The 14,072-nt window shown below is 58.7% G+C and carries 10 protein-coding genes; 4 read left to right on the top strand and 6 right to left on the bottom strand.

Annotated features, from left to right (window positions below):
• Positions 1-2: 2 nt before the first annotated feature.
• Positions 3-2,279 carry a class 1a ribonucleoside-diphosphate reductase subunit alpha gene (gene nrdA, locus BLU11_RS12990; protein ID WP_090274017.1) on the bottom strand — a complete coding sequence of 759 codons (2,277 nt, stop codon included), beginning with the start codon at positions 2,277-2,279 and terminating at the stop codon, positions 3-5.
• Between the two features lie 216 nt (positions 2,280-2,495).
• On the opposite strand from nrdA, the gene BLU11_RS12985 reads away from it, so the two are divergent.
• Positions 2,496-2,744: a DUF1289 domain-containing protein gene (locus BLU11_RS12985; protein WP_090274015.1), complete on the top strand. Its 249-nt coding sequence runs from the start codon at positions 2,496-2,498 to the stop codon at positions 2,742-2,744.
• Positions 2,745-2,783: 39 nt separating this feature from the next.
• On the opposite strand, the gene BLU11_RS12980 is transcribed toward BLU11_RS12985, so the two are convergent.
• Together BLU11_RS12980 and glpD are read right to left on the bottom strand one after the other, a co-directional pair.
• Positions 2,784-4,367, bottom strand: coding sequence for a peptide chain release factor 3 (locus BLU11_RS12980; protein ID WP_090274013.1), 1,584 nt, complete (start codon positions 4,365-4,367; stop codon positions 2,784-2,786).
• Positions 4,368-4,526: 159 nt separating this feature from the next.
• Positions 4,527-6,062 carry a glycerol-3-phosphate dehydrogenase gene (gene glpD, locus BLU11_RS12975; protein ID WP_090274012.1) on the bottom strand — a complete coding sequence of 512 codons (1,536 nt, stop codon included), beginning with the start codon at positions 6,060-6,062 and terminating at the stop codon, positions 4,527-4,529.
• A 408-nt stretch (positions 6,063-6,470) separates the two neighbouring features.
• Between glpD and BLU11_RS12970 the strand changes: the two genes are divergently transcribed.
• Together BLU11_RS12970 and hmpA are read left to right on the top strand one after the other, a co-directional pair.
• A complete protein-coding gene (locus BLU11_RS12970) occupies positions 6,471-7,634 on the top strand; it encodes a type III PLP-dependent enzyme (RefSeq protein ID WP_090274009.1) in 1,164 nt (387 codons plus the stop codon).
• Positions 7,635-7,810: 176 nt separating this feature from the next.
• Entirely contained in the window at positions 7,811-9,034 is a 1,224-nt protein-coding gene (gene hmpA / locus BLU11_RS12965) for an NO-inducible flavohemoprotein (protein WP_090274007.1), read from the top strand.
• A gap of 17 nt (positions 9,035-9,051) precedes the next feature.
• Here the strand turns inward: hmpA and nagB are convergent, their stop codons facing one another.
• Both nagB and BLU11_RS12955 read right to left on the bottom strand, forming a co-directional pair.
• Positions 9,052-9,774: a glucosamine-6-phosphate deaminase gene (nagB, locus tag BLU11_RS12960; protein WP_090274005.1), complete on the bottom strand. Its 723-nt coding sequence runs from the start codon at positions 9,772-9,774 to the stop codon at positions 9,052-9,054.
• A gap of 129 nt (positions 9,775-9,903) precedes the next feature.
• The gene (locus BLU11_RS12955) at positions 9,904-10,809 is read right to left on the bottom strand and encodes an SDR family oxidoreductase (protein ID WP_090274003.1); all 906 of its coding nucleotides are present in this window, start codon (positions 10,807-10,809) and stop codon (positions 9,904-9,906) included.
• A 259-nt stretch (positions 10,810-11,068) separates the two neighbouring features.
• Here BLU11_RS12955 and BLU11_RS12945 point away from each other — a divergent pair, with 259 nt between their 5' ends.
• Entirely contained in the window at positions 11,069-12,103 is a 1,035-nt protein-coding gene (locus tag BLU11_RS12945; protein ID WP_090273997.1) for an acyltransferase family protein, read from the top strand.
• A 6-nt stretch (positions 12,104-12,109) separates the two neighbouring features.
• Here BLU11_RS12945 and BLU11_RS12940 read toward each other — a convergent pair whose 3' ends face one another.
• Positions 12,110-13,993, bottom strand: coding sequence for a methyl-accepting chemotaxis protein (locus BLU11_RS12940; protein WP_090273994.1), 1,884 nt, complete (start codon positions 13,991-13,993; stop codon positions 12,110-12,112).
• Between the last annotated feature and the right edge of the window lie 79 nt (positions 13,994-14,072).

The raw sequence follows: 14,072 nt of genomic DNA, 5'->3' as shown, positions 1-14,072 counted from the left end.
CCTCAAATCTTGCAAGCGCCGCCGGCGCAGTCATCAACCATATCGCCCTGGTCATCGTCGGCACCGTCCCGGGTGTTCTGATAATACAGGGTCTTGAGACCGAATTTGTAGGCGGTCAGCAGATCCTTGAGCAGTTGGCGCATCGGCACGCGGCCGCCTTCGAAACGCTGCGGGTCATAATTGGTATTGGCCGAGATTGCCTGGTCAACGAACTTCTGCATGATGCCGACCAGCTGCAGGTAGCCATCGTTGTTCGGCATCTGCCACAGCAGCTCATAGGCGTCCTTGAGCTCGTCGTAATCCGGAACCACCTGCTTGAGAATGCCATCCTTGGATTGCTTGATGGTCACCAGGCCGCGCGGCGGCTCGATGCCATTGGTGGCGTTGGAAATCTGGCTGGAGGTCTCGGAGGGCATCAGAGATGACAGCGTCGAGTTGCGCAGGCCATGCTCGATGATATCGGCGCGCAGGGCTTCCCAGTCCAGACGCAGTGGCTCGGAGCAGACCGCATCCAGGTCCTTCTTGTAGGTGTCGATGGGCAATACACCCTTGGCATACACGGTTTCATTGAAGCCGGAGCAGGCGCCGCGCTCTTGCGCCAGCTTGTTGGATGCGCGCAGCAAATAGTATTGAATGGCTTCGAAGGTCCGGTGGGTCAGGTTATTTGCCGAGCCGTCGGAATACTTCACACCATTCTTGGCCAGATAGTTGGCAAAGTTGATCACGCCGATGCCCAGGGTGCGACGCTTCATGGAAGCATTGCGCGCGGCCTCGATCGGGTAGCCCTGATAATCCAGCAGCGAATCCAGCGCACGCACGGCCAGCTCGGACAGCTCTTCCAGCTCGTCGAGGCTGTTGATGGCGCCCAGGTTCAGTGCCGACAGGGTGCACAGGGCGATTTCTCCGCTGCCATCGTTGATGCCATCCAATGGGCTGGTCGGCAGGGCGATTTCCAGACACAGGTTGGATTGGCGCACGGGCGCAACCGCCGGATCGAACGGGCTGTGAGTGTTGCAGTGGTCGACGTTCTGGATATAGATACGGCCGGTGCTGGAACGCTCCTGCATCATCAACGAGAACAGTTCGACCGCCGGAATGCTGCGCTTGCGGATGGTCGAGTCCTGCTCGTATTGCTGATACAGCCGCTCGAATTCGTCCTGATCAGCGAAGAATGCCTCGTACAGGCCGGGCACCTCATGGGGCGAGAACAGGGTGATGTTGCCGTTCTTGATCAGGCGCTGGTACAGCGTGCGGTTGATCTGTACGCCATAGTCCATGTGCCGCACGCGGTTTTCTTCCACGCCGCGGTTGTTCTTCAGCACCAGCAGCGACTCCACTTCCAGGTGCCAGAGCGGATAGAACAGAGTGGCCGCGCCGCCGCGTACGCCACCCTGGGAGCAGGACTTGACCGCTGCCTGGAACAGCTTGAAGAACGGCAGGCAGCCGGTGTGCTGGGCCTCACCGCCACGGATCGGGCTGCCGACCGCGCGGATGCGTCCGGCATTGATGCCGATGCCGGCACGCAGCGACACGTACTTGACGATCGCCGAGGTGGTGGCGTTGATCGAATCCAGGCTGTCGCCGCACTCGATCAGCACGCAGGAGCTGAACTGCCGCGACGGCGAACGCACGCCGGACATGATCGGCGTCGGCAGAGAGAGCTTGAACAGCGAGATGGCGTCATAGAAGCGCTTGATATAGTCCAGCCGGCTGTCCTGGGGGTAGTCGGCGAACAGGCACATGCCGATCAGCATGTACAGCATCTGGGGGCTTTCATAGACCCGGCGACTGACCCGGTCCTGGATCAGGTATTTGCCTTCCAGCTGCTTGACCGCTGCATAGGAGAAGTTCAGATCGCGGCTGTGGTCGATATAGTCGTTGAGGATGTCGAATTCGCCGCGGTCGTAATCACGCAGGATGTGCTGGTCATAGCGGTTCATTTCCGTCAGGGTGGTGACGTGGTCGAACAGATGTGGCGGTTCGAACTGTCCATAGGCTATCTTGCGCAGATGGAAGATCGCCAGGCGAGCGGCCATGTACTGGTAATCAGGAGTGTCCTGGGAAATCAGGTCGGCAGCGGCCTTGATGATGGTTTCATGGATATCCTGGCTGCGAATACCGTCATACAGTTGGATCTGCGATTTCAGTTCAACCTGGGAGACCGAGACATTGCTCAGACCCTCTGCGGCCCAGTCCAGAACGCGATGGATCTTGTCCAGATTGATGGGTTCCTGGGAGCCGTTGCGCTTGGTTACTTTGAGGGACTGAAAATCGGTCATCTGGCAATTCCTGAGCAAAAAGGCTTGAAAATAAAGCGCAAGCGTTATAAGGCATGCGCACAACATATAGTGTTAAAGGGCAGAATATTGCGCAATATAGTGGGTGATCCGGAAAGGGTCAACCTGAACTGCCTGGTGATACTCAGCTATGTGATGCACAGCGCAGGCAGGACGGGCGCTTCAGCGAAAACAAATTTTCTGCGCGGCGAGTGATGAATGGACCAACTGGAATTCTTTGACATCCCCAGCCCCTGCATCGGGGTCTGCGAAGCCAATAGCAAGGGCTTCTGCAAAGGCTGCTTCCGTTCCCGGGAAGAGCGGTTGTACTGGTTGGAATTCTCCTCCGACGAGAAACGCCAGGTGGTCCGCCTGTGTCAATCGCGCAAGGCCCGCGTGCTGCGCGCTCGCCAGGAAGCGGCGCGGCAGCAGGATAGGGATTCTAGCTCTCAATCAGATTTGTTCTGAGCAGGGAAGCCGGGACGGCAGAACGTCACGGTTTTTTTGTCAGTGGTGTTCGCGGGTTGCGTTGAAGCTGATTTCCGGCCAGCGTTCTTCCGTCAGACTCAGATTGACCCGGGTCGGTGCCAGGTAGGTCAGGTGGCCACCGCCATCGACGGCCAGGTTTTCCACCGCCTTGTTGCTGAATTCCTCGAGTTTCTTCTTGTCGCTCGATTCGATCCAGCGGGCGGACCAGACGTTGATCGGTTCGTAGGCGCATTCGACCCGGTATTCTTCCTTCAGACGGCTGGCGACCACGTCGAACTGCAGCACACCGACCGCGCCGAGAATGATGTCGTTGTTGCGCTCGGGGAAGAACACCTGGGTGGCGCCTTCTTCGGCCAGTTCACGCAGGCCCTGCCGCAGTTGCTTGGACTTCAGCGGGTCCTTCAGGCGCACCCGGCGGAACAGTTCCGGGGCGAAGTGTGGAATGCCGGTGAAACTGATGTTTTCGCCATCGGTAAAGGTGTCGCCGATCTGGATGGTGCCATGGTTGTGCAGGCCGATGATGTCGCCCGCATAGGCTTCTTCCAACTGCTCGCGTTCACTGGAGAAGAAGGTCAACGCATCGGCGATGCGAATATCCTTGCCTATGCGTGCATGGCGCATCTTCATGTTCTTCTCGTACTTGCCCGAGCACACACGCATGAAGGCAATGCGGTCGCGGTGCCGGGGATCCATGTTCGCCTGGATCTTGAATACGAAGCCGCTGAAGCTCTCCTCGGTCGGCTCGACGACGCGCTCATTGGCGGTGCGTGGCAGAGGGCTTGGCGCCCAGTCGACGATGGAGTCGAGTACGTGGTCGACGCCGAAGTTGCCCAGTGCGGTACCGAAGAACACCGGCGTCAGCTTGCCGGCGAGAAACTCGTCCTGATCGAATTCATGGCAGGCGCCCTGCACCAGCTCCAGCTGATCGACAAAACGCTCGTACTCGTCGCCGATGTGCTCGCGGGCTTCGTCGGAATCCAGATTCTGGATGATCCTGGTCTCGGTGCGTTCATGGCCATGCCCCGAGGCGTAGACCAGGATGTAGTCTTCCTTGAGATGATAAACACCCTTGAAGTCGCGATAGCAACCGATCGGCCAGGTAATGGGGGCGGCCTTGATATTCAACACCTCTTCGATCTCGTCGAGCAGCTCGATCGGATCACGAATATCCCGGTCCATCTTGTTGATGAAGCTGACAATGGGCGTGTCGCGCAGACGGCAGACGTCCATCAACGCAATGGTCCGGGGCTCAACGCCCTTACCACCGTCGAGTACCATCAGCGCGGAGTCCACTGCGGTCAGGGTACGATAGGTATCTTCCGAGAAATCCTCGTGACCGGGGGTGTCGAGCAGATTGATCATGTGGTCGCGATAGGGGAACTGCATCACTGAGGTGGTGATGGAAATGCCGCGCTGCTTCTCCATTTCCATCCAGTCGGAAGTCGCATGGCGGTCGGATTTACGTGATTTGACCGTGCCGGCCACCTCGATCGCCTTGCCCATCAGCAGCAGACGTTCGGTAATGGTGGTCTTACCCGCGTCAGGGTGGGAGATGATGGCGAAGGTACGGCGCTGAGCGACTTCTTTCTCGATGTTGGACATGTAGCCTGTTCGGTTTCTTGCTGTGGCGAGGAGACCGTGACCGATGTCGGTCGGCTCCGGGCGAGGATAAATGGGAATCGGCGCATATTGTGGCTGATTTGCCTGGCTATGACAAAGCAAAATACCCGTCATGCCGCGGTACGCGCCACTCAGAGAACGTCAGGGCTTGCGCCACTTGCTGCGAATTTCCATGAAGTCCTGCAACATGGCTGCGGCACCGGCTCTGAGCTGCAGTCCCAGCTTGGTCCGGCGCCAGAGTACATCATCGGCGGTCAGTGCCCATTCGGTCTGAATCAGATAGTGCACTTCTCGCGCATAGAGATCGGCGCCGAAGTGGCGGCCCATATCGTCCATGCTTCGCGCGCCTTGCAACAACTCGTGCGTCAGGGTGCCGTAGCTGCGGGTGAAACGTTGTGCGGTAGCGGCGGGCAGCCAGGGGTAAAGCTTCTGCAGGTCGGCGAGCAGGCTCTGATGATCACGGAAGTCTCCGCCGGGCAGAGTTGCATCCCGCGTCCAGGCCCGCGCCGGGCTGTTCAGCAATTCGCACAACTGGTCCGTGGCTTCCTCGGCCAGGCGTCGGTAGGTGGTGATCTTGCCACCCAATACCGACAGCAGGGGCGGGTGGCCATGTTGGGCATGCACATCCAGCAGATAATCCCGTGAAGCGGCCTGGGCCGCGCCGCCCTCGCCATCGAACAATGCTCTGACGCCCGAGTAGCTCCAGACGATGTCCGCATGCGTGAGCGGCTGGTGGAAATGGTTGTTGATCACGTGCAGCAGGTAGTTGGTCTCTTCGGGAGAAATGCTGGCCGCGGCGGGATCGCCCTGATAATCCACATCGGTGGTGCCGATCAACGAGAATTCCTGCTCGTAGGGGATGACGAAAACAATACGATTGTCTTCGTTCTGCAGAATGTAGGATTCCTCCCCGTCATGCAGGCGTGGCACGACGATGTGGCTGCCCTTGACCAGTCGCAGAGGACGCCGTACCGGCGTGTCAATCACCGAGGCCAGCAGCTCACCTGCCCAGGGACCGCCGGCATTGACCAGTGCCCGACTGCGGTGGCGGCTGCGCTGACCGGTCAATCGGTCTTCCAGAACGATCTGCCACAGCCCATCCGTGCGCCTGGCTTCCACGCAGGCGGTGCGAGTCTTGATCTGCGCGCCACGCTGGGCAGCGGCCTGGGCGGTCAGCACCACCAGGCGGGCATCATCGACCCAGGCATCGGAATATTCGAAGCCACGGGTTATCTCGGGCTTGAGTGGGCTGCTCCCATCAAATTTCAGCCCGGTAGATGAGGGCAGGGTCTCGCGGCGCGCCAGATGGTCATACAGGAACAAACCCAGACGGATCATCCATACAGGTCGCAAATGGGGCCGATGAGGTAGGCGAAAACGCATGGGCCAGATGATGTGAGGTGCATTGCGCAACAGCGCTTCACGCTCCGCCAGCGCCTTGCCGACCAGTCGGAACTGATAGAACTCCAGGTAGCGCAACCCGCCATGGATCAGCTTGCTGCTGCGCGAGGAGGTGGCCGAGGCCAGGTCGCCCTGTTCGCACAGCAGTACCTTCAAGCCACGGCCGGCTGCATCCATGGCGATACCGCAGCCGTTGACGCCGCCGCCGATGATGATCACATCATGAATGTCACCATCTGCTGCCGGGCCTGGGTTGTGAACGGATGCATCCCGCATATCGGAATCCTCTGCTGGTTGGGACGTGAAATGGATTATTACACATGGGCAACAGGCCCAAGCCTATTGACCGCGAACTCGCTTGGTTTTATGGTGCGCACCGAACGTTGACGCTGGCACGATCCATACGGCTCAAGTACTGACGACGAGACAGCGAGGCCGGTTCCCTGAAGGGACGGACTTATTGCTTTCGGCGCACGCCTTGGGAAGTAGGCGAACCAAAGTGGGGATACTGATCAGACGTTCGCACCCCCGGGTTGTGTGTTGGCTATACGTTCAGAGTCGCTTACGGAAGGCTTGTCTGCCCCTGGTCTCGTTACCGGGTTGCGGGTACGCCTGTCTGCCCTGCATCTGATCCCAATGTCCTCACGCGGCCCGCCACCAGAACATTGCTTTGGAGCCGACGCCATGAACATCAAGCTGGACGAATATTTCGACCGCGACACCTTCAGCCGTATCCGTGCCTGTGCCGATCAGCACGAAACCCCTTTTCTCGTAGTTGACCTGAAAACCATCGACCGTGCCTATGACGAATTGGTTGCGGGTTTTCCGTACGGCAATATCTATTACGCCGTAAAAGCCAACCCGGCCAATGAAGTGCTGAGCCTGTTGAAAGACAAGGGTTCCAATTTCGACATCGCCTCCATCTATGAGCTGGAGAAGGTGCTGGCGCTGGGCGTCCAGCCGGAGCAGATCAGCTTTGGCAACACCATCAAGAAATCCAAGGACATCCGCGCTTTCTACGAGAAGGGCGTGCGTCTGTACGCCACTGACTCGGAAGCGGATCTGCGCAACATCGCCAAGGCTGCACCGGGTTCCAGGGTGTACGTGCGCATCCTGACGGAAGGTTCGACCACGGCCGATTGGCCGCTGTCGCGCAAGTTCGGCTGTCAGAGCGACATGGCCATGGACCTGCTGGTACTGGCCCGTGAGCTGGGTCTGGTGCCTTATGGTGTGTCCTTCCACGTCGGTTCGCAGCAGCGCGATATCGGCGCCTGGGATGGTGCCATCGCCAAGGTCAAGGTGATCTTCGAGCGACTGAAGGAAGAAGACGGCATCATCCTGAAGATGATCAATATGGGTGGCGGTTTTCCAGCCAATTACCTGACCAAGACCAACCCGCTGCAGACCTACGCCGAAGAGATCACCCGCTTCCTGCAGGAAGACTTCGGCGACGAGCTGCCGGAGATCATTCTGGAACCGGGTCGTTCGCTGATTGCCAACGCCGGCATCCTGGTCAGCGAAGTGGTACTGGTGTCACGCAAGTCCCACACCGCGCTGGAGCGCTGGGTGTTCACCGACGTGGGCAAGTTCTCCGGCCTGGTGGAAACCATGGACGAGGCGATCAAGTTCCCGATCTGGACCGACAAGCGCGGCGAACTGGAAGAAGCCGTGATCGCGGGCCCGACCTGCGACAGTGCCGACATCATGTACGAGAACTACAAATACGGCCTGCCGCTGAACCTGGCCATCGGTGACCGGATGTACTGGCTGTCCACCGGTGCCTACACCACCAGCTACAGCTCGATCGAGTTCAATGGCTTTCCGCCATTGGAGGCGTTCTACGTCTGATAGCGGTCTGCATTGTAAGAGAAAGGCTCGCATCGGTTTGGTGCGAGCCTTTTTGTTTGCTGTCAGTGAGGCGCCATAAGAACAGGGCTGCATTGCTGCGCTCGGAGCAGCAGTTTGACGGGCGCGCAAGCGCAAACTAGCCTCGAACCATACTCGGTTCACCTGAGGCCATCATCATGCTTACCCAGTCTGTAAGAGATACCGTCAAGGCCACCGTACCGGTTCTGGCCGATCATGGCGGGGAAATCATCGTCCGCTTCTACCGGAACATGCTCGATGAGCATCCCGAACTGAAAGACGTCTTCAACATGGCGCACCAGCAGAAAGGGCAGCAGCAGGAAGCTCTGGCCCGCGCAGTGTATGCCTACGCCGCCAATATCGATGACCCACTGAGTCTGGATGCTCTGTTGCAGGGTATTGCCCACAAACACGTCAGCCTCGGCATCCAGCCGGATCAGTATGCGATTGTTGGCAGGCACCTGCTGGGCGCGATCAAGGAAGTGCTCGGTGCGGCAGCCACTGACGACATCATGCACGCCTGGGAGCAGGCCTACGGTCAGTTGGCCGATGTATTGATCGGCATGGAGCGCAATCTGTATCAAGCGAGCGCGGGAACAAGCGGCGGCTGGAATGGCTGGCGCGAATTCATCGTGCAGGAAAAGAACCCCGAAAGCGAGGAGATCATCTCCTTCGTGCTGGCGCCGGAAGATGGCCAGCCGGTGGCGAATTTCGAGCCCGGACAATACACCAGCGTCGTGGTGCAGGTGCCGGAGCTGGGTGTAGAGCAGATTCGCCAGTACAGCCTGTCGGATGTGCCCAACGGACGGACCTATCGGATCTCGGTCAAACGCGAATCTGGTAACGAGGACCAGCCGCCCGGCTATGTCTCCAACCTGCTGCATGATCATGTGCAGATCGGTGATCGTATTCGGCTGGCGGCACCCTACGGCAACTTCTTCATTGATGTGAATGCCACCACGCCGGTGGTATTGATCAGTGGCGGGGTTGGCCTGACGCCGATGATCAGCATGCTCAAGCGGGTGCTGCAATCACCGGATCAGCGCCATCTGGTGTTTGTGCACGGCGCGCGCAATGGGCGGGTGCAGGCGATGAAAAGCAAGTTGCGCCAGGCTGCTACCGAACATGACAACTTCCACCTGATCATGTTCTACAGTGACCCGCTGGCCAGCGATCAGGCCGGGCAGGATTATGACTATGAAGGGTTTGTCGATGTGAAGCAGATAGCCGACCGGATACTGCTGGAGGAGGCCGACTATTACATCTGCGGACCGGTGCCCTTCATGCGCATGCAGCATGATGCGCTGATGAATCTGGGCGTGGGGGAGGCGCGCATCCACTATGAGGTGTTCGGGCCGGATCTGTTTGCCGAGCAGCGTTGAGCTGCCCGGCTGAGCTGTTACAGCAGAGAGGCTGCTTCCTCGTCGACGATGATGGTCGCATTGGGATGCTGCTGCAGGGCCGAGGCGGGTACGGCTTCGGTAACCGGACCGTTGACCATCTGACTGATGCACTCGGCTTTTCCCTTGCCGCTGGCGATCAGCAGAATGGACTTGGCCTGCATGATGTTCTTGATGCCCATGGTAATGGCCGTGGTAGGCACTTCCTCCAGCGAGTTGAAGAAACGCTGATTGTCCTGGCGGGTTTTTTCGGCCAGTTGGGTGAGGAAGGTTTCCTGGTCAAATGGCGTTCCCGGTTCGCAGAAGCCGATATGGCCATTGCTGCCGATACCAAGCAGCTGCAGATCCACTGTCGCCTGACGTAACAGGGCATTATAAGCATCGCACTGGCTCTGCAGATCGCCCCCCTCGGCACAGGGGATATGTCTGTTCTGCATCTGAATATTGACGTGGCTGAACAGGTTGTCATGCATGAAACGGAAGTAGCTTTCCGGATGAGTGCGCGGCAGGCCGCAGTATTCATCCAGGTTGAACGTCTGTACGTCCTTGAAGGAGATGTCACCCGCCTGGTAACGCTTGACCAGATACTGATAGGTGCCCAGCGGCGTACTACCGGTGGCCAGGCCCAGGGTGCAGCGTGGATTGCTGCTCACCAGATCGGCAATGATCTGGCCGGCGGTGCTGCTGAGCTCGTTGTAATTGTTGACGGTAATGATCTTCATGCGCTCGGGTCCTGGCTTGTGGCCTGCGGGGGAGCGCTGGATTCTACTCCGGGATCGTTGCCTCGTGAAAGCGGAAATGGGCACTGTTCGCCCCATCATGGGGCAAACAACGCTCAGCGATGGTGCATTTCAGCTGAATTTCTGGATGTTCTGCATCAATTCCTTCAGCGCTTCAATATTGTCCTTCGGGTGTACGGCATTCTCGAAGTTGCACAATTGCTCGAAATTGGCCTGGACATCTTCCGGGCTGAAACCTTCATCAGGGTTGAAACCGATACCCAGCGAACGCTCCCAGCGTACCTTGCCCATCCAGCCGCCACCGACTTCGAACAGGCCGGCCGTTTCCTGGGATTGCTCGGAACACAGATACACCACCAGCGGGCTGACCAGTTCGGGCTTGAGCTTATCGAATGCGCCCGGCGGGAACAGACCCTCAGTCATACGGGTGCCGCCAGTAGGGGCGATGGCATTGACGAAGATGTTGTTCTTGCGGCCTTCGATGGCCAGGGTGCGGGTCAGACCATACAGACCCAGCTTGGCCATGCCGTAGTTGGCCTGGCCGAAGTTGCCGTAGATGCCGGAGGTGGACGCGGTGAAGATGATGCGACCGAAGTTCTGCTCCTTCATGTGGTTCCACGCCGCATGGGTTACCTTGTAGGCACCTTCGACGTGCACCTTGTATACCAGATCCCAGTCGGCATCGGACATCTTGGCAAAACTCTTGTCACGCAGGATGCCGGCATTATTGACCACTACGTCGACACGGCCGAAGGTATCCATCGCGCACTGAACGATCTTGTCGCCGTCGACCACGCTGTCGGGGTTGGCTACCGCCGTACCGCCAGCAGCCTTGATCTCTTCGACAACCTTGAGTGCTGCTTCGCTGTTGGCACCTTCGCCCTGGGCACTGCCGCCCAGATCATTGACCACCACCTTGGCGCCATGCTTGGCGAACAGCAGTGCGTGGGCGCGGCCGATACCACCGCCGGCACCGGTGACGATGACTACCTTGTCTTCAAAACGGATATCGCTCATGGAGAATCTCCTTGGCAGGACTGAACTGGGGGAGCCGTGGGGCGCCACTGAAAAGTTGGCGGACAGTGTCATCCAGTTGCAGGGAATCGGCAAGACGCTCTCGGCTGGTGAATGGTCAGACATAAATCTGTCGGTTCTGCCGGACAGCCCGTTCGCGTGTCGGGTCATGATTGGGTTAGGCATTCGATAGCTCGCGGGGCGCTGCATCGCAGTATCCTCGGAGACGCTGCATCATGGCGCACCTGACGGGGAAACGGCGGTGGAAAAGCGAGACTGTTGGGTCGATTATGCCAAGGCGCTGGGTATCGTTCTGGTGGTATACGGGCACGTGTTGCGGGGGTTGCACAGTGCTGGCATCGATATGCCGGAGCGCTTCTATCGGTTTTCCGACAGTATTGTGTACAGCTTCCACATGCCGCTGTTCTTCTTTCTCGCGGGCCTGTTTTTCTATCAGTCCTTTGCCGCACGACAGGCCAGAAGACTGATTTTCAGCAAGCTGGACACCATCCTCTACCCCTTTATCCTCTGGTCAATCCTGCAGGGAATGATCGAAGTCTTTCTGGCCGGTTACACCAATGGCACAGTCACTTACGCTGAAGTGTTCGCCCTGCTGTGGGCGCCCCGTGCACAGTTCTGGTTTCTCTATGCGCTGATGGTCTGCTTCATTCTGGCGGCGGTAGTTTTCACTTTGTGCCCCAGAAGGTCAGCCATACCGGTATTGGTTGTTGCTGCGCTGCTTTATCTGAACCCCTCAGCGCTGCCGAGCGGGTTGCTATCCGGCTATATCGCGGACAACTTCGTGTTCTTTGCGCTGGATATCGTATTTTCCACCCATACCGGAATGAGCAAGCCGGCGCCGGGGTGGCTGGCGCTGGCGATGGCAGGCCTGTTCGTTGCCGGACAGTATGTCTTTCATGGCTTGCTGGGGCTCAGCTACACAGAGAGAGGGCCGGCATCGCTGGCGCTTGCCCTGGTGTCGATAGCAGCGGTAGCGGCTGTCTGCTCCTGTGCCGCGCAACGCCATATCCGCTCCATCGCCTATATTGGTGCGGCCTCCATGGCGATTTACCTGATGCACATTCTGGCGGGAAGTGGCGTGCGGGTGGGGCTCAAATTTGCGGGTGTGGAGTCCTTCGTTCTGCACAGTCTCCTGGGTGTGACCATGGGCATAGCGGCTCCGTTGGCCGCGTTTGCCATGATCAACCGACTGAAGGTGCCTTACGTTTTCTCCGCGCCGATCAGCGGGTGGCTGGCTCAATCCCTGGACCGGACCGTGCGGCGGGCTGTACGCTGAGCACGCTCATATCTTGAAGCTGTCGACCAGTTGTTTGAGCCGACCAGCCTGATGGGAGAGTGCGTCGCAATCGCCGAGAGTTTCCTGAAGGTTGGCAACGCCCTGCTGGTTCAGCAGATTGATCTGACTGATATCCATGTTCAGGGCTTCGACCACGGTGGTCTGTTCCTCGGTCGCCGCCGCCACCGATTGATTCATGGCATCGATCTCGCCTATGCGTTGCATAACGGTATTCAACCGTTCACCGGCCTGATTGGCGACTTTCACGCTTTCCGTGCTGGAGGCCTGGCTGGCCTGCATGGTGTCGACCGCGTCATGTGAGCCTTGCTGCAGCGTGGTGATCATCCGATGGATCTCCTCGGCCGACTCCTGTGTGCGGTGCGCCAGATTGCGCACCTCATCAGCCACCACAGCAAAGCCCCGGCCCGCATCACCGGCCCGAGCGGCTTCAATGGCAGCGTTGAGCGCCAGCAGGTTGGTCTGCGCGGAAATACCCTTGATGACGTCAAGAATGTGCCCGATATCCTCGGTGCTGGTATTCAGTGCTTCGATCTGCTCACGTGAGGTATTGATGGTGGCGGACAGCGCGCTCATGGCCTGGATGGTTCTTTCCATTACCTGCTTGCCGTCATCGGCGTGCTCACTGGCGGTACTCGCCTGACTCGAGGCATCGGCGGCATTGCGTGCAATTTCCTGCGCGGCGGCGCCCAGCTCGTTGATCGCTGCGGCGACGCTTTCGGTACGGGCACTCTGTTCATCAGAACCGGCGATCGAGGCGTTGGAGGAGGTCATCACACGCAATGCCAGATCATGTACCTGGCGCGTGGCGGAGGCAACTTCACTGATGGAGGCATGGATGCGCTCGACAAACTGATTGAACGACGCACTGAGCTCACCGAACTCGTCACGGCTCTCGACTGCCAGGCGGCGGGTCAGGTCGCCTTCGCCATCGGCGATGTCGGCCATTGCCCGGGCCATGTTCTGCAGCGGGCGCATCAACACCTTGATCAGCAGGCTCAGCAGGCCGGCGATGGCCAGCACCGCGACCAGCATGGCGATGATCGCCGAGGTGCGAAACTGGCTCAGCGGGGCGTAGGCCTTGTCCCGATCGATCGACAGGCCGATGTACCAGTCCACAGACGGCAGGCCGGCAATCGGGGTGAAGGACAGCAGGCGCTGGCGACCATCCAACTGCACGGGCTGTAGACCTGACTCGAGACGAGGAGCATCGCCGGTATAGATTTCACCGAGATTCTTCATTAGTTGATCTTGCTGCGGCGTGACCAGTACCTGACCGTTGCCGCTGACCAGAAAGGCGTGACCCAGGCCGCCGAAATCGACTGAGTTGATAATGCCGACCAGGGTGTCCAGACTGAGATCACCGCCGACTACGCCGACTAATTGGTCATAACGCTTGACCGGCGTGGCCATGGTCAGTACCAGGCCACTGGTGACCTGGTCGAGGTAAGGTTTGGTCAGGATGCTGCCGTTGGCCTTCACCGCATCGGTATACCACGGTCGGGTACGGGCATCGAAGTCATCAGGCAGCTCCACGGGCGGGTGCTGGATGAGGCTGCCATCGGTGCTGCCGAGGTAAGTGAGTAGAAACTGCGAGTTGAAGGTCGGCTGGCCAACCAGTTCAGCTCGGGCGGCCTCTAGCGGGTGATTGGCAATGTTCTCGGCCAGGTTTTTCATTAACAACAGGCGGCCGTTGAGCCAATTCTCCACGCTGCTGGCGGTCAACTTCCCGGCTTGATTGATGGAGAATTCCAGATTGTTATCAATGCTGTTACGTTGCAGATAATCGTTGTACAGCGCGAACAGTGAGAAAGCCAGAATGACGATGCCGCAACCGGCAAGAAGAATTTTATGACTGAATTTGAGATTCATGACCGCGTGTACCTTGGAGAAAACCGGTAGCCGGATGCTTGGGCATCAAGCTGATTGCTTCAAGGTGATATCGGCAGCG

The sequence above is a fragment of the Halopseudomonas litoralis genome (assembly GCF_900105005.1).
GTDB classification, from domain to species: domain Bacteria; phylum Pseudomonadota; class Gammaproteobacteria; order Pseudomonadales; family Pseudomonadaceae; genus Halopseudomonas; species Halopseudomonas litoralis.
Note: the sequence above shows the minus strand (reverse complement) of the source record. Positions and strands in the feature narration are given on the sequence as shown.